The sequence below is a fragment of the Nocardia sp. NPDC003482 genome, assembly GCF_053588115.1.
This window is the reverse complement of record NZ_JBSFPI010000005.1, coordinates 232,818-254,224: the sequence shown is the minus strand read 5'-3', so window position 1 is coordinate 254,224 and position 21,407 is coordinate 232,818. Positions and strand designations below refer to the sequence as shown.

Sequence of the window (21,407 nt, the reverse complement as noted above, 5' to 3'; positions counted from 1 at the left end):
GCCCGCGCGTGCCGGGCCGATCACGAGCATTCGGTGTGTTCCGGGTGCTCGTGATCGGTGTCGTGGCGGTTCTCGGCCTCGGACTGTTCGTGCCGTGGCCGAGGCCGCACGCCGATGTCAGCGCCGGGGCGCGGCCGCTCACCTGCCTGACCACGGCGCTGGGTCGGTACGGGGATTCGGGACGCGGCTGGACGGGCGGGGATTCCACCTGGTCGGCCGAATTGCCCGGGGGCCGTACGGTTTTCGCGTTCTCCGACACCTTCCTGTCCCCCGTCACGCCGCCGACCCGGCCCGCGGGGGCCGCGTTCGTGCACAACTCCCTGATCGTGCGCGGGCCCGGCGGGGAGTTCAGCACGATCGTCGGCAGCACGGCGGACCGGCCGGACTCACTCCTGCGTCCCGCCGACGACGCGCACTGGTTCTGGTTGGGCGCGGCCACGTATCTCGGTGGGGCGCTTCAGATTCCGCTCACCGAATGGCGGCCGTCGGGGCCGGGCGCGCTCGATATCGCCTTCGTCGGAGCGTCGGTGGCGCGCTTCGACGCCGACGATCTGTCCCGGCCGCTCTCGGTCACCCCACTGCCGCGCGGACGGGGCATCCAATGGGGGCAATGGGTCTGGCCCGAGGACGGCTGGACCTACGTCTACGGCGTGGAGATCGCCGAGGGCCACAAGTACGTGCACGTCGCCCGCGTCGAGGGAGCGGATCTGCGCGGCCGGTTCGCCTTCTGGACGGGGCGCAATTGGTCGGCGTCCGAGGCGGATTCGGCCCGGATCACCAGTGACGTCTCGGCCGAATTCTCGGTCCACCGCCTCGGCCCCGGCCGCTACGCCCTGATCACCCTGCAGGACCGCCTCGGCGACCACCTCTACGCCCGCCTCGCCACCACGCCGACGGGCCCCTTCGGCCCCGACACCACGCTCTACATCACCCCGGAGACCGGCCCCTCCGGCACCTACCACGACCCCGACGTATACACCTACAACGCCCACGCCCACCCCGAATTCTCCACCCCCACAACCCTCGTCGTCTCCTACAACGTCAACAGCCTCGACACCGCCCCCGGCGGCGACGTCTACCGCGACATCACCGTCTACCGCCCCCGCTTCCTCACCGTCCCCCTCCCGGGCGACACCCCGGCCCCCGACCTCCCCGCCCGATCCGCCTGCCCATGACGACAGGAGGAGGTCCGCCCCCGACAGGCACCCCTTCGGACATACGCCGCCTTCCACCCGGCCCACGGCAGGCGCCCTTTCGGGTATACGCCGCCTTCCGCCAGGCCACGACTAGCGCCCCTCCGGACATACGCCGCCTTCCGCCCGGCCCACGACGGGCACCCTCTGGACATACGCCACTATGGGCGTATGACAGACATGCCCTCCATGTTCACGCTCGATGACGACGGCCGGTATCTCCCGCGGAAGTGGGCGTACGGCCGGTGGGGGGCGGACATGCTCAACGGACCCGCCATTTGCGCCGCTGCCGCGCGGTCGCTCGAACACGCGCACGGGCTGGCCGGATTCATTCCGGCGCGGTTCACCATCGACCTGTTCAAGGCGGCCAAGGGGCAGCCGCTCGAGGTGCACACGGAGGTGATCCGGTCCGGGCGGCGCATCCACATCGCCGCTGCCCGGGTGTGCCAGGGCGAGGTCGAGGTGGCTCAGGCCCGCTTGGTCCAGTTGCGCGCCGCAGAGGCCCCGCCCGGGGCGGAGTGGCACTCCGAGCATCCGTTCACCCCGCCCGCGGACTCCGGCCTGGACTGGTGGTACCACAGCGACCACGACTGGTCCACCACCATGAGCGAGCACCAGAACGCGGGCCGCAAGGAGCTGTGGGCGGTGCCGCTCGGCGCGGTGGAGGGCGAGGAGCGCAGCCCGTTCGTGCAGGCCGTGATCGCCGCCGAATCGACCAGCCTGGTGACCAATTGGGGTTCGGCGGGCATCGGCTACATCAACGCCGACCTCACCGTCGCCCTCGACCGCCTCCCCGTCGGCGACCGCATCGGCCTGCGCGCCGAAACCCACCTCACCGACAACGGCGTCTCCGTCGGCACCGCCACCCTGCTCGACTCCACCGGCCCGATCGGCACCGGCATGGTCACCGCGATCGCGAACGCGGCGGCGCAAATCGACTTCTCCGGCGACGAGACCCGCTGGTGAAACCTATTGTCCCCCGGACAGATCCGCGGACAGATCGCGAATCTCCATCCCCTCGGGGATCCGCACCTCCTCGACGAGTTCGGGCCGATCGTCGAATTCCAGGCGCAGCGCCCGGCACAGGGTGGCGTGCATGTCGTACATCGCGGTGATGTAGGTCAGTTGCAGGATCTCCGCATCGCCGAGATGCGCCTTCAGCACCGCGAACACCGCGTCGGGCACCCGGCCCCCGGCGAGCACGAGACCGTCGGTGTAGGCCAGCACCGCGCGTTCGAGTTCGGAGAAGCAGTCCGCGACCTGCCAGTGCGGGATCGCGGCGATCTTCTCCTCGGCCACGCCCAGCGACCGCATCTGCTTGCAGTGCTGGGAGAACACGAACTGGCTGCCGCGCGCGTACCCCGCCCGGCTCTGCCCGAGTTCGCGCAGCGCCGGATCGAGAGTCGCGTTGCGGTACAAGGCGAATCCGCGCACCGCGTGCCGGAAGACGTCGGGCGACTGCGCGAACACCGTCCACCAGTCGCCGGGCGTGCCGTGCACGGTGCCGTGGTCGACGGCCGGATCCCTGTCGGGCCCGAACAGCCGGTCGTAGTAGAACAGGATCCGCTCGTCGGTCACCTCGGCGCGGGGGACCTCGCGAAGACGCGGCATGGGGGAACTCCTCTCAGCGCTGCGCCGGAACCCGACGGTCGGCGGCGGTCCTCGGTTCGTGAGCGACGTCGTCCTCGGTGAATTCCCGTGTCCAGCACGCGAATTCGAGCAGCACCCCGTCGGGATCCTGGAAGTAGAACGACCGCACGAACGTCCCCGGATGCACCTCCCGCGACACGCCCCGCGGACTGTCGTCGTGATTGAGCACCCGACTCACCTTGACCCCCTTCGCCGCCAGCCGCTCCCGGTACTCGTCGAACCGCTCCGGCGGCACCGCGAACGCCACATGATTCATCGACCCGACCCCGCTCACCAGCTCCCCCTCGTCGGGCAGCCCCTTCGGCGCGGCCAGGCCCGGCGTGGCGTCGGGCGCGTCGGCCAGCCAGAAGAACGCCAGCGTGTTCCCGCCGCCGCAGTCGAAGAAGAAGTGCTGCCCCAGATCACCGGGCAGTTCGATAGTCTTGATCAACGGCATACCGAGTGTCCCCGAATAGAATTCGATGGTCCTGCGCATATCCGAACACACCAGCGCGAGATGGTTGATCCCGCGGAGCTCGTATTCGGGGTTCGCGTTCATGGCGTTCCTTCCGTTCGGGGCGACATGCCGTCCCCTCAACTGACTTGACAGTCATGTCATGTTTGTTGGATAGTCTGAGCCGTGCCGAAGTCATCTGTCAATAGCGCCCCCGCCGCGGTCGACACCCTGACCGCCCGGGGTCGCAAGACGCGCGACGCGCTGCTCGACGCCGCGCGCAAGGTCTTCGAGGACGTCGGCTTCCTCGACACCCGGGTGGAGTTGATCGCGCAGGAGGCGGGCGTCTCCTACGGCACCTTCTACCGCTACTTCGAATCCAAGGAACACGTCTTCGGCGAGTTGAGCACCCGCCTGTTCGAGGACATGCACCGGCGCGAGCCCACCGCGGCCGACCTGTCCCCCGCCGCGCGCCTGATCGCCGCGAATCGGTCCTATTACCAGGCGTATCGGCGCAACGCGCGGATGATGGCGATCGTCGAACAGGTCGCGACCTTCAACGAGGAGTTCCGCCGGCTGCGCCACGAGCATCGCCGTCAGCTCATCGACCGCACCGCGCGGGCCATCGCCCGCTGGCAGCGCGAGGGTCTGGTCCGGCCCGAACTCGACCCGGAGCTGGCGGCGCGGGCGATGTCGGCCATGGTCGACCACTCGTTGTACCTGTGGCTGATCCAGGGCGAGGACGCCGACGAGGCGGCACTGCTGGACACGCTCGACCGGATGTCGGTCGCCGCGCTCGGACTGGAGGCACCGTGACATCGCATTCCGTACTCGCCGGACCCCTCGACGGATATCGCGTCCTCGAACTCGGCACGCTCATCGCGGGACCTAATTGCGGTCGCCTGCTCGGGGATCTCGGCGCGGACGTGATCAAGATCGAGGCGCCGGATCGGCCCGACCCGCTGCGGGATTGGGGTCAGGCCCAGGGCGGCCACCAGTACTTCTGGACCGTGCACGCGCGCAACAAGCGCTGCGTGAGCCTGGATCTGCGCACCGACGCGGGCCGCGCGGTCTTCCTGGAACTCGCCGCGGACGCCGATGTGGTGGTGGAGAGCTTCCGGCCGGGCACCCTCGAACGCTGGGGCATCGGCTATGACGTTCTGGCGCAACGCAATCCGGGCCTGGTGCTGGCTCGCGTCTCCGGCTACGGGCAGACCGGGCCGTACGCGTCGCGGCCCGGATACGCCTCGGTGGCCGAGGGCATCAGCGGTCTGCGGCACCTCAACGGGTTTCCGGGGCAGGCGCCGCCGCGCATCGCGTTGTCGCTCGGGGACAGCCTCGCCGGGCTGTTCGCCTTCCAGGGTGTGCTCGCGGCCCTGCTGGCGCGCGAGCGCACCGGGCGCGGGCAGATCGTGGACGCGGCGCTGACCGAGGCCGCGCTCGCCATCCAGGAGTCGACGATTCCCGACTACCACAAGACCGGCCACGTCCGGCAGCCGTCGGGCACGCGACTCGATCGGGTCGCGCCGTCGAATCTGTATCGCGCCAAGGACGAATTGTGGGTGATCATCGCGGCCAATCAGGACACGGTGTTCGCCCGGCTGGCGACGGCCATGGGCCGTAGCGAACTGGCGTCGGACCCGCACTACGCCGACCATTCCGCGCGCGGGGAGCATCAGGACGAACTCGACGACATCATCGCCGAGTGGGCGGCCGGGTACACCGCCGCTGAACTCATCGAGCTGCTCGCCGCGCACGGGGTGGTCGCGGGTCCGGTGAACACGGTCGCGGAGGTGATGGCCGATCCGCAGTTCAACGCGCGCGATATCTTCGTCGACCACACCGACCCCTCGCATCCGCCGGGCGATCCCGAGCACGATCCGGTGCCCGCGAAGGGTGTGGGCGTGGTGCCGCGGCTCAGCGAGACCGCGGGCGGGGTGCGGTGGGGCGGGGCGAGCCGCCCGGGCACGCATACCGATGAGGTCTTGACCGAATTGCTGGGCTACGACGGCGAGCGCATCGCGGCCCTGCGGGCGGAGGGGACGATCGCATGAGCACCGATGTCGTCATTCGCGAGGTCGGACCGCGCGACGGATTGCAGATCGAGCGGCCGCTGCCGACCGAGGCCAAGCTCGAGTTCATCGACGCGCTCGTCGCGACCGGGGTGCCGCGCATCGAGGTCACCTCGTTCGTCTCACCGCGCGCGATCCCCGCGCTGGCCGACGCGGAAGCCGTTGCGGCGCAACTGGTTCAATGGCCCGGGGTGGAGTTCTCGGCGCTGGTCGCCGGGCTCGGCGGGGTGCGGCGCGCCCTCGCGTCCGGGGTGACCCGCCTCGAATACGTGGTGTCGGCCTCCGACGGGCACAGCCGCGCGAACGTCGGCCGCACCAGCGCGGAGTCGGTGGCGCTCATCGCGCCGATCGCCGACCTCGTCCACGAGGCGGGCGGCGAGCTGGAGGTGATCGTCGCCATCGCGTTCGACTGCCCGTTCGACGGCCGCACCCCGCCCGAGCGGGTGGCCGAGATCGCCGGGCGCGCAATGGCTTCCGGCGCGGACACGCTCTCGGTCGCCGACACCGTGGGCACCGCGACGCCGGTCCGCACCGGCGACGTGCTCGATCGGGTGCGCGCGGTCGCGCCCGAGGTCGATCTCGGCATCCACCTGCACAACACGCGCGGCCAGGGCCTGGCCAACGCCTGGGCCGCCTACGGCCACGGGGTGCGCCGCTTCGACGCCTCCACCGGCGGCATCGGCGGCTGCCCCTTCGCGCCCGGCGCGAGCGGCAATATCGCGACCGAGGAACTGGTCTACCTGTTCGAGGACGGCGGCATCCGCACCGGCATCGATCTGGACCGCACTCTCGCCGCGGCACAACTCATCGCACGCCTGCTCGGCCGCCCCGCCGACAGCAACCTGCTCGCCGCCGGCGGCCGCCTGGTCCCCCGCCCCGAGCGCTGAACCCCCGCATCGCCTCGGAGGAGGTCCCCTCATGGACGAACTGGCCGACCGCTTCTTCACCGCCGTCAGCGCCGGTGACGTCGCCACACTGACCGAGCTGTACGCCCCCGACGCGCGCATCTGGCACAACGACGACAACGCCGAACAGACCGTCGCCGAGAACCTCCGCGTACTGCGCTGGCTCTCGCGGACGGTGGAAGACCTTCGCTACGAGGACATTCGGCGGCACGCTTTGCCGGACGGCTTCGCGCAGCAGCATGTGTTGCGGGGGTGGCTGGCCGGGCATGGGGCGCTGGAGGTTCCGGCGTGTTTGTTCGTGCGGGTGCGGGACGGGCGGATCGTGCGGATCGAGGAGTATGTGGATTCGGCGGCCACGAGTGCGTTGCGGGCTGTGGCGGGTGGGAGGGGGCGCTGAATCGCGGTGCCGTGGCTCGGATTCTCGGGCGCGGTGCGTTTCGGGCCGGGTCGCGTGCTGGTCGGGCCGAGGCCACGCGGGGCGGGTCGGGCCGAGATGCGGCGCGAGTCCGGCCAAGATGCGGTACGAGCCCGGCCAAGATGCGGTACGAGCCCGGCCAAGATGCGGCGCGAGTCCGGCCAAGATGCGGTACGGGTCCAGCCGAGATGCGGCGCGAATCCGGCCGAGGCACGGTACTGCACGGCCGAGATGCGGCACAGCAGGGACCGAGGCACGACACCCCACGGACCGAGGCACGCCACCGCGCACACCGAGACGCGGCACAGCACGCACCGAGGTGCGACACCCCGCGGACCAAGGAGCGGCACCACTCGCACCGAGATGCGTTCGGGTACGGGATATTTCATTCGAAGCGGGATTTGGTGTTGGTCACCGCTGGAGGGCAGGAGCAGTAATGAGCGGTGGGACGCGGCCTGAGGGGCAGCTGGCCGAAATGATCTCGCGGATGCGGGATTTCATCGATAACGAGGTGATACCGCGGGAGGCGGCGCTGGCGGGCGAGGACGGCGGGACTTCGTTGGAGAGGCTGCGGGGACGGGCGAAGGAGCTGGGGCTGTGGGCGCTCGGGCATCCGGCCGAACTCGGCGGCGGGGGCGTGCCGTTCCTCGATTTCGTGTATCTCAACGAGGTGATCGGGCGCTCGGAATTCGGGCAGCTGGCGGTGGGGTCGGTGTCGATGCAGGACACGCTGATGCTGTACCGGCACGGGACCGAGGAGCAGCGGCGGCGCTGGATTCCGCCCATGGTGGCCGGGGACATCCTGCCCTCGGTCGGGCTGACCGAACCGGAGGTCGCGGGTTCGGATCCGACGCTCATCGAGATCCGCGCCGAACTCGACGGCGAGCACTGGATCATCGACGGGCACAAGTGGTTCACGACCGGGGTGGCGCAGGCGGCCTACTGCACGATCTTCGCGCGCACCGAGGACGAGTCCGTGCCGCGGCACGCGCGGATCAGCGCGATCATCGTGCCGACCGATACGCCCGGCTTCGAGATCGTGCGCGCGATCCCGACCATGGGCCACGATCCCAGCGATCACTACGAGGTTCGTCTGACGAATGTGCGTGTGCCCGTTGCCAATCTGCTCGGTGAGCGCGGCAAGGGCTTCGTGATCGCACAGGACCGACTCGGGCCCGGCCGCATCTTCCACTGCATGCGCTGGCTCGGGCAGGCCCAGCGCGCCTTCGAGTTGATGTGCGAACGGGCGAACACCCGGTACGCGCACGGTTCGCCGCTGGCCGAGAAGGGCGAAATCCACCGGTACATCGCCGAATCCGCCGCCGAGATCCACGCCGCGCGGCTGATGACCCTCGACGCGGCGCGCGCCATGGACGCCGGGGAGGACTATCGGGTGCGGGTCGGGTTGATCAAGTTCTGGGGCGCGCGGATGCTGCACAATGTGATCGACCGGGCGATTCAGGTGCACGGCGCGTTGGGGCTGACCGCCGACACGCCGTTGGAGCGGATGTATCGGCAGGCGCGATACGCGCGGATCTACGACGGGCCCGACGAGGTGCATCGGATGTCGACCGCGCGTCGGCTGCTGCGTGCGCCGGAGGCCGCGCCGTGGATCTGATGGCCGAGGGTGTCGGCGCGATTCTCGCTGCGGCGCTGGGGCGTTCGGTCGGCGAGGTGAGTGTCCGGCAGTTCACCGGCGGGGCCAGTCGACAGGTGTACGGGGTGGAAGCCGGTTCGGTACGGGCCGTGCTGCGCCGCGATCCGCCCGGCCACGGCGACGCGGATCGCATGCGCGCGGAGGCGGCCTGTCTGCGGGCCGCCGCGGCGGCGGGTGTCCCCGTTCCCGCCGTGCTGGCGGCCGGTGACACCGCTCCGGGGATCGATGCGCCGTATCTGTTGATGGAATACGTCGACGGCGAGTCGATTCCCCGTAAGCTGCAACGGGATCCGGCGTACGCGCCCGTCCGCGAGCGGCTGGCCGGTGACCTGGGTGAGATCCTCGGCCGGATCCACCGCACGCCGACCGATACGCTGACCATGCTGACCGACGCCGATCCCCTCGACGAGATCGAACGCGTCTACCGTGACCTCGACCAGCCCCGCCCCGCCGTCGAGATGGGTCTGCTCTGGCTGCGGGACCATCTTCCTGTCGTGCGCCCGAAGACGTTGGTACACGGCGACTTTCGCTTGGGGAACTTCCTCATCGCGCCGACCGGCGTCCGCGCGGTCCTGGACTGGGAGCTGGCCCACCTCGGCAATCCCATGGAGGACCTCGGCTGGCTGTGCGTCCGCGCCTGGCGCTTCGGCGGCCCCGCCCCCGTCGCGGGGATCGGGACCAGAACGCAACTCCTGGACGGATATGAGCGGATTACCGGCATCCGCCCGACGGCCGAAGAACTCCATTGGTGGGAGGCGTTCGGCACGCTGAAATGGTTGATTCTCAGTATGTTTCAGGCCGATCGGCACTTCAGTGGTCGGGAACATTCCCTGGAGCTGGCCGCGATCGGGCGGCGTGTGTGCGAGTCCGAGTACGACTTGTTGATCGCGCTCGATCTCTTCGACCATTCGGTCGACCTCGCTCCCCACCCGGCACCGACGGACGCGGAGGCCCGAGAGATCACGGTCGAAACCCCCGCCACCACCGTCCACGACCGCCCCACCCTCGACGAAATCCTCACCCTCGTAACCGAAACCCTCACCACCGACATAGCCCCCACCCTCGCCCCGCGCGAACGCTACCTCCTCCGCGTCTGCACCACCCTCCTGTCGACCGCGACCCGAGAACTCCACTCCGGCCCCACCCCCACCACCACGGTGCAAACCCTCCTCACCACCCTCGGCTGCGACTCCGAACAAACCCTCGCCACCCACCTCCACAACGGCACCCTCCCCTACACCGACCCCCAAGTCCGCCGAACCACCTCCACAGCCATCAAAACCCGCCTCCAAATCACCAACCCCCACCACCTCACCCACCCCAGCCGCACCCCTTATCCGAATCCGCACCCTTTGTAGAGCCCTGCAAGGGGTGCGGATTCGAATAAAAGGTGCGGCTGGGTTCGCGAAACTCGAAACGGTAACGATCTTGATAGGGGGTGGGGGATCAAGATCATGTTGTTTAGTGTCGCTGGTGCATGGTCTTCACTTCCCAATCCGATGTTCGATCGAGAGAAGGGGTTACGCATGAGGATCCGCACTGTTTTCGCCATCGCGGCGGCAGGTCTCGTCGTGCTCGCCGCTCCGGCTGGGGGCGCCTTCGCGAATTCCGTTCCGGGCGTAGTTGTTCCGGTTCAGGACGATGACGGCGACGAACTCGTCTCCGGTGCGATCGTTCCCGCACAGGACGACGATGACGACGACCTCGTGGCGAGCGGAATCGTTCTCGCGCAAGACGACGATGACGACGATTTCCTAGCGCGCGGAATCATTCCCGCACAAGGCGGCGACCTCGTTCGAGATGCCCTCGTCTCCGTTCGACAGGGCGACGATGACGGCGCGGAAGACGCGATCGGAGCCGGGAACTCCCCGTCGCGGAACGACGGCCGCTCCCGGAATGACAACGCGCGGGACCACGGGGCTCCGACCGAGCCCGAGCCACAGACCGACAGCTCCGGGCTCGGGACCCAGAAGAGCGACTCCACGAACGAAAGCGACCAGCAGTCCGGCCCGGTCGCACCCCAGCCGCGTAGCGTGCACTGACGCGGGAAGACGTCGGGGGCGTGGGTTACGGTGCGCCTGTTGACCCGCGCCTCCGAGGCCGGGGCACGAGTGGGGGTGCGCCCGTCACCCCGCCGCAGACGCAGGGGCATGAGTGAGGGTGCGCCCGTCGCCCGCGCACTCCAAAACTCCGCGCGCCTAGGGATTTCCCACGGCCTGTCTCCCCACGATTCTGGCCGATCGTGCGACCCCGGGCCTCGGCGCGGGCCCGAAACCAGCCAAGGTCACATCGACATTCTTCGAATTGTCAGTGCCCCGCCCCTATACTGCCCCGTATGGAGAAGTCTCCACCCGACCCGCGCCTCACTCAGGCCCTGCGTGCGCTCGCCAATCCGCTGCGCCTGCAACTGCTGCAATGGCTGCGGGATCCGGAGCGGAACTTCGTTCTCGATGGGGCGATCGCCGATCCTCATGAGGTCGGGGTGTGTGTGACGCATATCCAGGCCAAGGTTGGGCTCGCCCAGTCGACGGTTTCGGCGTACATGGCGGAGCTCGAGCGCGCGGGGTTGGTGCGGTCGACTCGCGTCGGGAAGTGGACTCACTACCAGCGCGACGAGCGGCGGATTGCCGAGCTGGTCGCCGAGCTCGGCCGGAACCTCTGAGTCGCAAGCGGATTCGCCGCTGATGCTCGGCTCGGCTTCATATCGACAATTTTCGATGCTACGATACATCGAAGCTTTCCGATACAACGATTCATCACGCCGAGGAGTCACCCGATGACCACGACCGACGGGCTCGATCTGGGCCGATTCGGCATCTACACCTGGGATTTCGAGCACCGCTCGCCCGCGCGGGTGCGCGACGACATCCAGGAACTGGAGGATCTGGGCTGGCCGAGCTTCTGGTTTCCCGAGGTCGGCGGCCGCGAGGCGTTCACCCACGCGAGCCTGCTGCTGGCCGCCAGCCGCCGCATCCGAATCGTCAACGCCATAGCCAAGATCGGCGAGCGCACGGCCGTGGCCACCCACGGCGCCGCCCGGCTGCTCGCCGACGCCTATCCGGGCCGCCACGTCCTCGGGCTCGGTCTCGGCGACGGGCTGCCGGGCGTGAAGCCCCTCGCCGCCGTCTCCGGCTACCTCGATGAACTCGACAAGCTCGCGGACGGGCGGCCGATCCCCCGCGTCCTCGCCGCCTACGGCCCCAAGATGCTCGCGCAGGCCCGCGATCGCGCCGCGGGCGCGCACACCTACAAGGTCACCGTCGATCACACCGCCCAGGCCCGAGAGATATTGGGCCCCAACGCATTCCTCGGCGTCGAGCACGCGGTCCTGTTCGAATCCGACCCGACCACCGCCCGCGCCAAGGCCCGCGAACACCTCCACCTCTACCTCACCACCCCCTTCAACGTCGCCAAGTACCGCCGCCTCGGCTACACCGAGGACGACGTCACCCACGGCGGCAGCGACCGCCTCGTCGACGACCTCGTCTTCTGGGGCACCCCCGACACCATCACCGAAAAACTTCAAGCCCACCTGAAAGCAGGCGCCACCCACGTCACCATCCAGGTAATCGGCACTCCCCCAGGCGAATCCGCCATGCCCCACTGGCGCACCCTAGCCCAAGCTCTCCTCTGACAAGCCCCACAACCTCCCCGTCAGACCAACCCAGCCGCACCCTTTGTTGGGATCCGCACCCCTTACAGGGCCATATAAAGGGTGCGGATTCAGATAAAGGGTGCGGCTGGGTTAGGTGAACTGTTGGCGGAGTTCGCGTTTGAGGATTTTGCCGGTGACGTTTCGGGGGAGGGTTTGGACGAATTCGACTCGGCGGGGGAGTTGGAAGCCGCCGAGGTGGTCTCGGCAGGATTCGATGATGTCGGCGGCGGAGGCGGTGGCGCCGTCGCGGAGGACGACGACGGCGCAGACGATTTCGCCCCAGGTGTCGTCGGGGACGCCGATGGCGGCGGCCTCGGCGACGGCGGGGAGGCGGTAGAGGGCCTGTTCGACCGAGAGTGAGGAGACGTTCTCGCCGCCGCTGATGATCAGATCCTTCTTGCGGTCGACGATGTAGACGAAGCCCTCCTCGTCCCGGCGCACCAGGTCGCCGGTGTGGAACCAGCCGTCGGTGAAGGCCGCGGCCGTCGCCTCGGGGTCGTTCCAGTACCCGGTCATCACCTGATCCGCACGCACGATCATCTCCCCGACCGCACCCGCCGGCACGTCGCGGAATTCCTCGTCGACGATGCGAATATCGGCCAGCCGCATGGGTTTTCCGGCGGAGGCCAGCAGATGCGTCTCACCCCCGGCGGCCCGGCGATGCGCCGCCTCGTCCAGATGCAGAACGTTCCCGGCCAGTTCGGTCATGCCCATGCCCTGATAGAAATCGCAGCCGAACCGCTCCAGCGCCTCGCGCAGCACCGCCGCCGGAATCGCCGAGGAGCCGTATCCGACCGCCCGCAATGTCTCCATCGAATGCTTGTCCAGCTCCGGATCCCGCAGCAGGAAATTGATCATCGTCGGCGCGAGCCCGGTCTGGGTGACTTGCCATTCGTCGACCAGCCGCAGGAATGTCGAATTGTCGTATGCCCGAAGGATTCCCACCGTCGCCCCGAGCAGATGATTCACCAGCACGACATACCCGCCGACATGACACAGCGGAAAGCAGAACAGGAACACCGTCTCCTCCGGAATCCCCCACTGCAACGCCGACGAGGTGACCCCGGCGAGCAGATTGCGGTGCGACAGCATCACCCCCTTCGGCGCGCCGGTCGTCCCGCTCGTGTACACCAGCCAGGCCGTATCGTCGGCGTCGGGCCGCACCGCGGGCGCCCGCACCGAGGCCGCGCCCACGAACTCGGCCCAGCCGAGCGTCCCCTCCGCCGCGCCCATCGACACGACGGTGGTCACCGACGGAATCCGCTCGCGAATCGCCGCGACCATGCCCGCGAACTCCGGCGCGACAATCAGCACGCGCGCCCCCGAATGCGTGATGAGCGCGACGATCTGCTCCGCATGCAGCCGAAAGTTGAGGATAGTCAACGCCATTCCCGCCATCGGCACGCCGTAATAGCAGTCCAGATACCGCGCGCAATTCCCCGACAGGATCGCCACCCGATCCCCCGGCGCGGCCACCCCGAGCAACGCGTTGGCGAGCCGGCGAGCGCGCTCGCACAACCCCCGATAGTCGATCACCTCGTCCTCGAATCGCACCGTGATCCGATCCGGATGTTTGCGCGCCCCGTACTCGACGATATCCCCGATCAGCATCCGCCCACTCCTATCGGATCGCGAGCGGATTGATCGGCGAGCCCACCCCGCGCGTGAATTGCAAAGGGGGACCGGCGTAGAAGAAATCCCACCGCCCGTCGACCGCGCACGCCGCCGACAACTCCTCGAAATCGAGCATCTCCGCCAGTGTCATGCCCATGTCGCGGATGAGCACCATATGCAGTTCGAACGCGCCGCCGGGATGCTCGCCGGGCATCACCTCGACCGCCCAGTTGTCCGAACCGACCACGGCCACATCGCGTTCCCGTAGCCAACCCGCACACGCCAGGCTCAACCCGGGCTCCCCGGCCATGAACCCGGCCGCGTCCCGATCGATCACGAACTTCTTGCGCCAGCCCGTACGGATCAACAGGATGTCGCCCGGGCCGACCGTCACGCCCTGTCCGGCGGCCACCGCCTCGAGTTCCTCGGGCGAGATCGCCTCCCCCGCCTCGAGCCAGTCCACGCCGCGTGCCCGCGCGATGTCGAGCAGCACGCCGCGCCCGGCGATGCCGTCGGCCTGGGTCTGGATGCCGCACTTTTCGGCGCCCTTGACCGTCACGCCCGCACCGGGATGGCCGTTGTAGAGCCGGTCGTCGTAGTGCACGTGCGCCAGCGAGTCGTACTGCGACCCGGCCTGCAACGGCATGAACACGAAATCGTCGGCCCATTTGAAGCCGCCCGGCAGCACCTGCTCCTGCCCGTTCTCCGACATGAGCCGAATCGGGTTGATGCGCAGGCCACCCGGCTGCGGCCCGTCCCCGTCGAGCGGGATGCCCAGTTTGAAGGTCTCACCCGTCCGGATCAACGACGCCGCGGCCCGAACCCGTTCGGCGGTAATGAGATTCGTGGTTCCGCGCTCGTCGTCACTCCCCCACCGCCCCCAGTTGCTGACCTTGCGGCCCAGCTCGCGCATGTCGGGAACTTCAGGCACCGTCGCCTCCTCAGCTCATGACGTGACAGTCATGTCAACTTTCTCGACAAGTGTGAGCGCGGGCACTATCGCTGTCAATAGGCCATTATTTCCGGCCTGTTCGTCCCCTCATCCCATGCCCGGTGGGGCTACCGTGAACATGTATGGGGATCAAGGAAATATCGGTGGCGGTGACCGAGGACGACTGGCTGGCCCTGAGCGATGCGGCCGACTGCGCGGGCATGGGCGTGCGGGACTATGTCGCCTGGGCGGTGCGGCTGGTGGCGTTGCAGGCCAAGCCGGAGGTCACGCGGGCGAGCACGCCCTATCTGACCAAGGGCGTGCGGTATCGCGTCGAGGACCGCGACGAGCCCGAATCGGCCGCGTGGCTGGACACTTTCGCCGAGCGGCTGTCCCACCGGGCCGAGCAGTTCCGCGACGAGGTCTGAGCACTCAGAGTTTGAAGCGCCCCGCGAACGCCCGCAGCGGTAGATCGGCACTGGTCACGATGCCCGGCGGGGCGGCGACGACCGAGCGGATCGCGTTCAGCGCGGGCAGGCCCGTCACGGTCATGCCGATCGAGGCGAAGTTCGCCGGGTCGGACAGATCGAACCCCTTCTTGGGGAAGATCATGTGCTTGCTGTAGATGCTGGGATCGCCGGTGATCTGAGTGATGTAGCAGCCCTTGATGTTCCACGCGGGATCGGTGTGCGGGGTCATCTGCCATTCGAGGTGCGTCTCCACGCGCGGGACGCCGTCGACCAGGCCCTGATATCTGATGTAATTCGCGCCCAGCGAGCCCTTCGGCAGGAAGTACCAGCCCAGGTCGACGTCCTTCGTGCACGCGCCGAGTTCGTAGCCGAACGTCACCTCGTCGAGCACGAGCCCGAACGCGTCGGCCATCAGCTGCACCGAATCGGCGAAGACCGCGGTGTATTTGTAGAGCGAGTCCGGGATCGTCGGATCGTCGATCGGGCGGCCGTACCCCACCGCCTTCCACGTCTCGACCGAGTGATGACAGGAGACGTCCACCGATTCGGTGACGGTCACGTTCTCGATCTCGGCCACGTCCGCCGAGTGCGCGATGCCCAGGACCTGGCACAGGCCGGGATTCATGCCGGTGCCGTAGAACGTCGCGTTGCCGCGCTCGCACGCGGCCCGGATGACCTCGCTGACCGGGCGGCCCGACGGATGCGGATGATTGCGGTCGCGGTGGTGCCCGGTGATCCAGTCCGCGGTCGTGACCACGTCGATGCCCGCCTCGAGCACCCGCTCGTAGAGCGCCTCGTCGGGGAACACGCCGTGGAAGGTGAGCACATCGGGCCGCGCCGCGATGATCTCCTCGACGGTTCCGGTGGCGATCACCCCGATCGGCCCGATGCCGACGATCTCCCCCGCGTCCCGCCCGATCTTCTCCGGTGTGTAGCAGTGCAATCCGACCAGTTCGAGATCGGGATGCTCGCGAATGCGCCCGATCATCTCGGTACCGAGATTGCCTGTGGCGACCTGGAATACGCGGATCTTGTCGGGTGTGCTCACGGTGTGCCGCCTTTCGACGCGGGATAGAACTGGGCCGCCCAGGCTCGCAGGGCGCGGAAGCCCTCGAATTCCTTGCCGGACAATGCCGGTGGGTCGCTGTAGCGTTGGTGGGCCCAGATGTGGATGTCGGCCTCGAATTGCTCGATGACGAAATTCGCCATGGTCTTCGCGTAGTCGGTCATGTGCGGGCGGTCGTCGCCGGGTTTGCGGCCGATCCAGACGGTGAACCGGACGTCGGAGGTGGAGTCGTCGACCGGGGTCACCGCCGACAGGGTGCGATTGTCGACCATGCCCCAGCTCTTGGTGACCGCGGCGCCGAGACCGCCGTTGATGGCCTCGACCCCGCTGTTGATCTCGTCTCGCGGGGTGTCGTCGAAGGCGACGGTGAAATCGACGTAGGACACCGGGCCGCCGAAGTCCTGCCGGGTGAACTCGGGGACGAACGGCGTCTTGTGCACGTAGGTGAAATGCGCGAAGTCGACGCCGTTCTCCATGATGTACTGCGGATGCAGTTCCAGCCCTTGGCGATACAGCGTGCCGTCCGGGAAGGGCGGGTAGTAGTCGGCCGTGGTCTTGTCGTCGTCGAAGTCGGCGAAGATGTCGGGAACGTCGAAATACGGTGCGCGACCCTCGATGTCGTGCCACATCCAGATCGCCTCGTTGCGCTCGACGGTCGGATAACTGCGAATTCGCCTGCCCCGGTTGGGATGTCGCTCGTAGGGCACGCACACATTGCGGCCCTCGCGATTCCACTCCCAGCCGTGGAACGGGCAGACGATGTTCTCCCCGTCCACCCGGCCGCCGTAGCCGAGATGCGCCCCGAGATGCTCGCAATAGGCGTCGAACACCGACACCGCGCCCGAGGCCGAGCGCCAGGCCACCAGCTCCCGGCCGAAGTACTTCATGGTCCGCACGTCCCCGATCGCGACCTCATGGGACCAGGCCACCTGGAACCAGCCCGTCGGCTCCATCGACAGCGTCGGCTTCGCCATATCCATCCTCCAGTTGCCGCCCGGGGCAGGCGTTCTCGCGGCGACACCGATCGTAGAAGCCTCTACGAAACAATACAAGAGGGTTCTACGAAACTGGTCGGCCGAGGTCGGCCCGGCTACACTGGCCTCCCGTGACGGATGTGGAGGTGACCGGGCGGCGCGCGAACAAGCGCGGCCTCGCGACGCGCGAGAGCATGATCCGCGCCGCGATCACCGCCCTGGCCACCGGCGACCCGAACGCGGTGTCGGGCAATCGGATCGCGCGCGAGATCGGCGCGACGTGGGGTGCGATCAAGTACCAGTTCGGCGACATCGACGGTTTCTGGGCGGCGGTCCTGCGCTACACCGCCGATCAGCGCGGCGACCTGCCGGCCGGGATCAAACCCGACGGCACCCTGCCCGAGCGGGTGCGCGCCCTCATCGACGCCATGTGGGTCGGCCTGCGCCTACCCCCCTCCCTCGCCATCGAGACCCTGCGCGCCGCCCTCCCCCGCGACCAGGCCGAACTCGAACGCGACTACCCCCGCACAGCCGCCGAACTGGCCTCGTGGAAACCCAACTGGGACAAGGCGTGTCAGCGCGCCTTCGCGGATCTCGGGGTGGACCCGGTGAAGGTGCGGCAGGTGGCCGCGCTGATCCCGGCGGCCATGCGGGGGATCACCTCGGAGCGGACGCTGGGGACGTACGGGAATCTGGACGACGCGCGGGAGGGGTTGGTCGGCGCGATCGTGGCGTACCTCGCGAGTTAATCGCGGGATTCGATGTGCTTGTGCGGCAACCAGATCGCCTCCGCGCGCCTCCTGGATTCGGGGGTGAAGTAGTCGCCGGATTCCAGATCCTCGAGCAGGGTCGGATGTTCGGGCGTCCAGCCCAGGAGCGCTCGGGTGCGCTCGCTCGAGACCGGCACGTCGAGGGAGAAGAATCTCGCCAGGAACGGGTTGCCGAGATGGTCCGCGGCCTCTTCTAAAGACAGTGCGGCCGTGGGGATTCCGAGCTTGTCCGCCACCTTCGCGGCCACGCTGCCGATCATGACCGCGCTCTCGCCGACGCCGTGCAACACGCTTCCGGCGGGCGCCTGCCCCAGGGCCAGCCGGAACAGGCGGGCCGCGTCGGCGCGATGGACGGCGGGCCAGCGGTTGTGGCCGTCGCCGACGTACGCCGAGACGCCGGATCGGTGCGCGGCCGCGATGAGGGCCGGGATGAATCCGTGGTCGTGCGGGCCGTGCACGGTCGGGGCCAGGCGTACGACGCTGGCTCGGACTCCTCGGTCGGCGTAGGCCAGGCACGCTCGCTCGCCCGGAATACGGAAGGCCGCAATGGAATTCGAATCGGGCTCGTCGCGCTCGGTGCTGACCCGGCCGGTCGGCAGCACCAGGGTGCCGGACGTGCTGACGAACGGTTTGCCGGTTCCGGCGAGCGCCTGCCCGAGCGCGTCGATCGCGGCGCGGTCGCGGCGGACGAGGTCGTCGGGGTCGGCGAAGTTCCCGCCGAAGGCCAGATGGAGTACCCCGTCGGCGGCCTCCGCGCCGCGACGGAGACTCTCGAGATCATCCAGGGAGCCGGAATACGCTGCGGCGCCGAGGGATTCGAGCCGGGCGGCCGCGGCGGCCGAGCGCGCGAGGCCGGTGACGCGATGGCCCGCCGCGACGAGTTCGGTGACGACGGCGGGACCGGTCTGGCCGGTGCCGCCGGTGACGAACACATGCATGAGAACACTCTCCTTCGAAATGTCAGTGACTGACTCTACCTCGTAGCGCCAGTCACTGACACATCGAGTAGACTGAGCAGGTGCCACGTAGCGGAGCCGACGCGCGCCGCCGCCTGCGGGAGGCGGCGCTGGAGCTGTACCGGGAACGCGGATTCGATCGCACCACGGCCGCGGAGATCGCCGCGCGCGCCGGGGTCAACGAGCGCACCTTCTTCCGGCACTTCCCCGACAAACGGGAGGTGCTGTTCGACGGCGAGGCCGAACTCCGGGACGCGCTGCTGCGGACGATCGTCGAATTGCCGCGGGAGATGGGCGTTTTCGCGGTCCTGCTGGCCGCCTTCCGGAAGTCGGCCCGGACGCTGGCGGACAATCGGCCGTTCGCCGAGCCGCGCTGGCGGGTCATCGCGGCGACCCCGGCGCTGCGCGAGCGGGAGTTGGCCAAGCACGCCGCGCTCGTCGAGGTGGTCGCGGAGGCGCTTCGGCGACGGGGCGTCGGCGACGGCGTGGCGAGCCTGGCCGCGCGGACCGGGTGGGCGGCGTATCAGCACGCCGTGCAGGCGTGGCTCGACAACCCCGGCGAGAGCTTGGACGCGCGGCTGACCCGCGCCTTCGATGATCTGTGCGCCCTGGCGGTGCGCCCGGACACCCTCGAGACGGCCGCGAGCGACTGATACGGCTCGGCTACGGGTTGAGCCAGGATTCGAAGGCGGCGAAGGTGAACGGGCGGCCGAGGAAGTCGGCGACCAGGTCGGCCGCGTCGCGGGAGCCGCCGGGGGCGAGGACGCGATCGCGATAGCGGTGTGCCACGGTCGGTTCGAACAGATTCCCGGTGTCGAAGGCCGAGAACATGTCCTTGGCGATGACCAGGCTCCACAGATAGGTGTAGTAGCCCGAGGTGTAGCCGGACAGATGCCCGAACGAACTCTGGAAGTGGGTGTCGGGCAACGCGGTGACGAGGCTGTGGCGGTGCAGTGCGTCCAGGGCTGCGGCCGTGTGGTCGGCGGGGCGGTCGCGGTGCAGCAGATAGGAGATCGCGGCGTAGCCGAGTTGGGTGCGGATATTGAGGCCCTTGCCGAAATCCTTTGCGGCACGCATCCTTTCGACGAGTTCGGCGGGGATGCTCGCACCCGTGTCGTCGACAGCGAAGGTGCGCAGGATCGTGGGATCCCACGCCCACTCCTCGAGCATCTGCGACGGCGCCTCGACGAAGTCCCATTCGGTCGCCACGCCGGAGAACCGCACCCAGTCCTGGCGGCCGCCGAGCACGTGGTGGATGAGGTGCCCGAACTCGTGGAACAGCGTGACGACGTGCTGATGCTCCATCAACCCACGCGAGAAATTGCACACCAGCACCCCCTCGGGCAGATACCGATCGGTGACCCCGGCGAGGAGATCGAACTGCGCGGCGTGCTTGTACTTGCCCGCGCGCGGATGCAGGTCCAGATGGATCCGCCCGCGTCGTTCGCCGTCGGCGTACACGTCGTAGACCGCGACCTCCTCGTGCCAGCGCGGCACGTCGACCGGGCGGTACTCCAGGCCGAACAGCCTGCCGGTGACCTCGAGCAGACCCGTTCGCACGCGGGCGAATTCGAAGTAGCGGCGGACCTCGCGGGCGTCGACATCGTACTGTTCGCGTTTGATCAGCTCGATGTAGTAGGCGACCTCGGACCGGTCGATCCCGGTGGCGGCGGGGTCGTCTTCGCGGCGGCGCGCGAGCAGGGCGGCGAGGTCGCGGCGGGCGGCGGCCTCGGCGGCGGCGGACAGCCGCTCGATGAACTCGTCGATGGCGCGGCCGCTGCCGATCATCTTGACCGCGGCGTCGTAGTCGGGCCAGCCGTCGAAGCCGAGCAGCCGGGCCTTCTCGTCGCGCAGGTCGAGCATCTCGTGCAGCACCGCGTCGTTGACCGGCCAGCCGCGGCGGTCGAATTCGGCGGTGAGTTCGCGGCGCGCGTCGGTGTCGCGGGCGTAGCTGCGGAACGGGTGGAGGTCCGGGTAGTCGGTGGTGACGGCGACGCGTCCGTCGTCGGAAACCGGATGTGCGGCAATGAAATCGGCGGGGAGCCCGTCGAGTTGTTCGGGCAGCACCCGGATCTCGCGCACGTCGTCGCGGATGGCGCGGCCGAACTCCTGATCGAGCACGACGAGCCGTTCGGAGATCTCCCGCAGGCGGGTGCGGGTCGGCTCGTCGCGATCGACGCCGCTGCGACGGAAATCGCGCAGCACATGCTCGCGCATCCGGTGCGCCGCCGCGTCCAGCCCCGAAGGATCGGTGCCCGCGACCACGTCGTAGAGCTCCCGATCGAGGTCCCGATCGGTCCGCACCCGATCCACCTGCTGGGTCAGCTTTTCGGCGAGTTCGCGCACCGCGGGTTCGGGATGGACCTCCGCGAGCAGCCCGGCGGCGGAGTCGGCGGCGCGCAGCGCGATATCGGCGTCGTTCCACAGCTCCAGCACGGCGCGGGTGTCGCGGGCGGTCCCGTCCTTGATCCGTAGCAGAGTGTCGGTCGCGGTCCGCAGGTTGCCGTGCGCGTACTCGTCGAGCCAGTCGGACCAGTCGGACGTCGGCAGGGCAAGCGGTTCGAGCGTCATATCACGACAGTAGCCGCCGGACGCGGGCCGACGCGGTCATCCAGACGAGAGCGCCGGGTCCGAGTGGGGCTCGGG

Annotated in this window: 22 protein-coding genes; 14 read left to right on the top strand and 8 right to left on the bottom strand. The window is 68.8% G+C overall.

Features of this window, described 5'->3' with window-relative positions:
• Nucleotides 1–35: 35 nt before the first annotated feature.
• Together ACWDSJ_RS10350 and ACWDSJ_RS10345 are read left to right on the top strand one after the other, a co-directional pair.
• Nucleotides 36–1,175 carry a hypothetical protein gene (locus ACWDSJ_RS10350; protein ID WP_450030862.1) on the top strand — a complete coding sequence of 380 codons (1,140 nt, stop codon included), beginning with the start codon at nt 36–38 and terminating at the stop codon, nt 1,173–1,175.
• Nucleotides 1,176–1,364: 189 nt separating this feature from the next.
• On the top strand, nt 1,365–2,159 hold the full coding sequence (locus tag ACWDSJ_RS10345; RefSeq protein ID WP_387364692.1) for an acyl-CoA thioesterase domain-containing protein: 795 nt from the start codon (nt 1,365–1,367) through the stop codon (nt 2,157–2,159).
• A 3-nt stretch (nt 2,160–2,162) separates the two neighbouring features.
• On the opposite strand, the gene ACWDSJ_RS10340 is transcribed toward ACWDSJ_RS10345, so the two are convergent.
• Nucleotides 2,163–2,804, bottom strand: coding sequence for a carboxymuconolactone decarboxylase family protein (locus ACWDSJ_RS10340; protein WP_450030859.1), 642 nt, complete (start codon nt 2,802–2,804; stop codon nt 2,163–2,165).
• Between the two features lie 13 nt (nt 2,805–2,817).
• On the bottom strand, nt 2,818–3,381 hold the full coding sequence (locus ACWDSJ_RS10335; RefSeq protein ID WP_450030857.1) for a VOC family protein: 564 nt from the start codon (nt 3,379–3,381) through the stop codon (nt 2,818–2,820).
• An 81-nt stretch (nt 3,382–3,462) separates the two neighbouring features.
• On the opposite strand from ACWDSJ_RS10335, the gene ACWDSJ_RS10330 reads away from it, so the two are divergent.
• From ACWDSJ_RS10330 to ACWDSJ_RS10290, 9 genes are all read left to right on the top strand, one after another.
• Nucleotides 3,463–4,092 carry a TetR/AcrR family transcriptional regulator gene (locus tag ACWDSJ_RS10330; RefSeq protein WP_387364701.1) on the top strand — a complete coding sequence of 210 codons (630 nt, stop codon included), beginning with the start codon at nt 3,463–3,465 and terminating at the stop codon, nt 4,090–4,092.
• Complete coding sequence (locus ACWDSJ_RS10325) at nt 4,089–5,330, top strand: CaiB/BaiF CoA transferase family protein (RefSeq protein WP_450030855.1); 1,242 nt, start codon at nt 4,089–4,091, stop codon at nt 5,328–5,330. Before ACWDSJ_RS10330 ends, ACWDSJ_RS10325 begins: the two co-directional genes overlap by 4 nt.
• Nucleotides 5,327–6,235 carry a hydroxymethylglutaryl-CoA lyase gene (locus ACWDSJ_RS10320; protein ID WP_450030854.1) on the top strand — a complete coding sequence of 303 codons (909 nt, stop codon included), beginning with the start codon at nt 5,327–5,329 and terminating at the stop codon, nt 6,233–6,235. Before ACWDSJ_RS10325 ends, ACWDSJ_RS10320 begins: the two co-directional genes overlap by 4 nt.
• 31 nt (nt 6,236–6,266) lie before the next feature.
• The gene (locus ACWDSJ_RS10315) at nt 6,267–6,650 is read left to right on the top strand and encodes a nuclear transport factor 2 family protein (protein WP_450030853.1); all 384 of its coding nucleotides are present in this window, start codon (nt 6,267–6,269) and stop codon (nt 6,648–6,650) included.
• A gap of 454 nt (nt 6,651–7,104) precedes the next feature.
• A complete protein-coding gene (locus ACWDSJ_RS10310; RefSeq protein WP_450030851.1) occupies nt 7,105–8,286 on the top strand; it encodes an acyl-CoA dehydrogenase family protein in 1,182 nt (393 codons plus the stop codon).
• Nucleotides 8,286–9,683, top strand: a complete 1,398-nt coding sequence (locus tag ACWDSJ_RS10305; protein WP_450030849.1) for a phosphotransferase family protein — start codon at nt 8,286–8,288, stop codon at nt 9,681–9,683. Before ACWDSJ_RS10310 ends, ACWDSJ_RS10305 begins: the two co-directional genes overlap by 1 nt.
• A gap of 168 nt (nt 9,684–9,851) precedes the next feature.
• On the top strand, nt 9,852–10,367 hold the full coding sequence (locus ACWDSJ_RS10300; protein WP_450030847.1) for a hypothetical protein: 516 nt from the start codon (nt 9,852–9,854) through the stop codon (nt 10,365–10,367).
• Nucleotides 10,368–10,660: 293 nt separating this feature from the next.
• Nucleotides 10,661–10,987, top strand: coding sequence for an ArsR/SmtB family transcription factor (locus tag ACWDSJ_RS10295; RefSeq protein ID WP_387364719.1), 327 nt, complete (start codon nt 10,661–10,663; stop codon nt 10,985–10,987).
• A gap of 114 nt (nt 10,988–11,101) precedes the next feature.
• Nucleotides 11,102–11,959 (top strand): TIGR03620 family F420-dependent LLM class oxidoreductase, encoded by an 858-nt coding sequence (locus ACWDSJ_RS10290; RefSeq protein ID WP_450030845.1) that lies wholly within the window; start codon nt 11,102–11,104, stop codon nt 11,957–11,959.
• Nucleotides 11,960–12,070: 111 nt separating this feature from the next.
• Here the strand turns inward: ACWDSJ_RS10290 and ACWDSJ_RS10285 are convergent, their stop codons facing one another.
• Both ACWDSJ_RS10285 and ACWDSJ_RS10280 read right to left on the bottom strand, forming a co-directional pair.
• Nucleotides 12,071–13,591, bottom strand: a complete 1,521-nt coding sequence (locus tag ACWDSJ_RS10285) for a long-chain-fatty-acid--CoA ligase (protein ID WP_450030843.1) — start codon at nt 13,589–13,591, stop codon at nt 12,071–12,073.
• Nucleotides 13,592–13,601: 10 nt separating this feature from the next.
• Nucleotides 13,602–14,507: a cyclase family protein gene (locus tag ACWDSJ_RS10280; protein WP_450031027.1), complete on the bottom strand. Its 906-nt coding sequence runs from the start codon at nt 14,505–14,507 to the stop codon at nt 13,602–13,604.
• A gap of 161 nt (nt 14,508–14,668) precedes the next feature.
• Between ACWDSJ_RS10280 and ACWDSJ_RS10275 the strand changes: the two genes are divergently transcribed.
• Nucleotides 14,669–14,953 carry a hypothetical protein gene (locus ACWDSJ_RS10275; protein WP_387364727.1) on the top strand — a complete coding sequence of 95 codons (285 nt, stop codon included), beginning with the start codon at nt 14,669–14,671 and terminating at the stop codon, nt 14,951–14,953.
• A gap of 4 nt (nt 14,954–14,957) precedes the next feature.
• On the opposite strand, the gene ACWDSJ_RS10270 is transcribed toward ACWDSJ_RS10275, so the two are convergent.
• The gene (locus tag ACWDSJ_RS10270; RefSeq protein ID WP_450030841.1) at nt 14,958–16,043 is read right to left on the bottom strand and encodes an NAD(P)H-dependent amine dehydrogenase family protein; all 1,086 of its coding nucleotides are present in this window, start codon (nt 16,041–16,043) and stop codon (nt 14,958–14,960) included.
• Nucleotides 16,040–17,035, bottom strand: a complete 996-nt coding sequence (locus ACWDSJ_RS10265; RefSeq protein WP_450030839.1) for a Rieske 2Fe-2S domain-containing protein — start codon at nt 17,033–17,035, stop codon at nt 16,040–16,042. Before ACWDSJ_RS10265 ends, ACWDSJ_RS10270 begins: the two co-directional genes overlap by 4 nt.
• Nucleotides 17,036–17,229: 194 nt before the next feature.
• On the opposite strand from ACWDSJ_RS10265, the gene ACWDSJ_RS10260 reads away from it, so the two are divergent.
• Nucleotides 17,230–17,784 (top strand): TetR/AcrR family transcriptional regulator, encoded by a 555-nt coding sequence (locus ACWDSJ_RS10260; protein WP_450031025.1) that lies wholly within the window; start codon nt 17,230–17,232, stop codon nt 17,782–17,784.
• Here ACWDSJ_RS10260 and ACWDSJ_RS10255 read toward each other — a convergent pair.
• Entirely contained in the window at nt 17,781–18,743 is a 963-nt protein-coding gene (locus ACWDSJ_RS10255; protein ID WP_450030838.1) for an SDR family oxidoreductase, read from the bottom strand. The two genes, ACWDSJ_RS10260 and ACWDSJ_RS10255, sit on opposite strands and share 4 nt — an antisense overlap.
• 80 nt (nt 18,744–18,823) lie before the next feature.
• Here ACWDSJ_RS10255 and ACWDSJ_RS10250 point away from each other — a divergent pair, with 80 nt between their 5' ends.
• Complete coding sequence (locus ACWDSJ_RS10250) at nt 18,824–19,414, top strand: TetR family transcriptional regulator (RefSeq protein WP_450030836.1); 591 nt, start codon at nt 18,824–18,826, stop codon at nt 19,412–19,414.
• 10 nt (nt 19,415–19,424) lie between these two features.
• Here ACWDSJ_RS10250 and ACWDSJ_RS10245 read toward each other — a convergent pair whose 3' ends face one another.
• Nucleotides 19,425–21,332 (bottom strand): M3 family metallopeptidase, encoded by a 1,908-nt coding sequence (locus tag ACWDSJ_RS10245; protein ID WP_450030834.1) that lies wholly within the window; start codon nt 21,330–21,332, stop codon nt 19,425–19,427.
• Nucleotides 21,333–21,407: the final 75 nt, after the last annotated feature.

Bases quoted from the DNA above. Each gene is read 5' to 3' on its own strand.
- ACWDSJ_RS10345 (WP_387364692.1), top strand. From the start codon at position 1,365: ATGACAGACATGCCCTCCATGTTCACGCTCGATGACGACGGCCGGTAT.
- ACWDSJ_RS10340 (WP_450030859.1), bottom strand. From the start codon at position 2,804: ATGCCGCGTCTTCGCGAGGTCCCCCGCGCCGAGGTGACCGACGAGCGG.
- ACWDSJ_RS10335 (WP_450030857.1), bottom strand. From the start codon at position 3,381: ATGAACGCGAACCCCGAATACGAGCTCCGCGGGATCAACCATCTCGCG.
- ACWDSJ_RS10320 (WP_450030854.1), top strand. From the start codon at position 5,327: ATGAGCACCGATGTCGTCATTCGCGAGGTCGGACCGCGCGACGGATTG.
- ACWDSJ_RS10315 (WP_450030853.1), top strand. From the start codon at position 6,267: ATGGACGAACTGGCCGACCGCTTCTTCACCGCCGTCAGCGCCGGTGAC.
- ACWDSJ_RS10310 (WP_450030851.1), top strand. From the start codon at position 7,105: ATGAGCGGTGGGACGCGGCCTGAGGGGCAGCTGGCCGAAATGATCTCG.
- ACWDSJ_RS10305 (WP_450030849.1), top strand. From the start codon at position 8,286: ATGGCCGAGGGTGTCGGCGCGATTCTCGCTGCGGCGCTGGGGCGTTCG.
- ACWDSJ_RS10300 (WP_450030847.1), top strand. From the start codon at position 9,852: ATGAGGATCCGCACTGTTTTCGCCATCGCGGCGGCAGGTCTCGTCGTG.
- ACWDSJ_RS10295 (WP_387364719.1), top strand. From the start codon at position 10,661: ATGGAGAAGTCTCCACCCGACCCGCGCCTCACTCAGGCCCTGCGTGCG.
- ACWDSJ_RS10290 (WP_450030845.1), top strand. From the start codon at position 11,102: ATGACCACGACCGACGGGCTCGATCTGGGCCGATTCGGCATCTACACC.
- ACWDSJ_RS10285 (WP_450030843.1), bottom strand. From the start codon at position 13,591: ATGCTGATCGGGGATATCGTCGAGTACGGGGCGCGCAAACATCCGGAT.
- ACWDSJ_RS10280 (WP_450031027.1), bottom strand. From the start codon at position 14,507: ATGCGCGAGCTGGGCCGCAAGGTCAGCAACTGGGGGCGGTGGGGGAGT.
- ACWDSJ_RS10275 (WP_387364727.1), top strand. From the start codon at position 14,669: ATGGGGATCAAGGAAATATCGGTGGCGGTGACCGAGGACGACTGGCTG.
- ACWDSJ_RS10265 (WP_450030839.1), bottom strand. From the start codon at position 17,035: ATGGCGAAGCCGACGCTGTCGATGGAGCCGACGGGCTGGTTCCAGGTG.
- ACWDSJ_RS10260 (WP_450031025.1), top strand. From the start codon at position 17,230: ATGATCCGCGCCGCGATCACCGCCCTGGCCACCGGCGACCCGAACGCG.
- ACWDSJ_RS10255 (WP_450030838.1), bottom strand. From the start codon at position 18,743: ATGCATGTGTTCGTCACCGGCGGCACCGGCCAGACCGGTCCCGCCGTC.
- ACWDSJ_RS10245 (WP_450030834.1), bottom strand. From the start codon at position 21,332: ATGACGCTCGAACCGCTTGCCCTGCCGACGTCCGACTGGTCCGACTGG.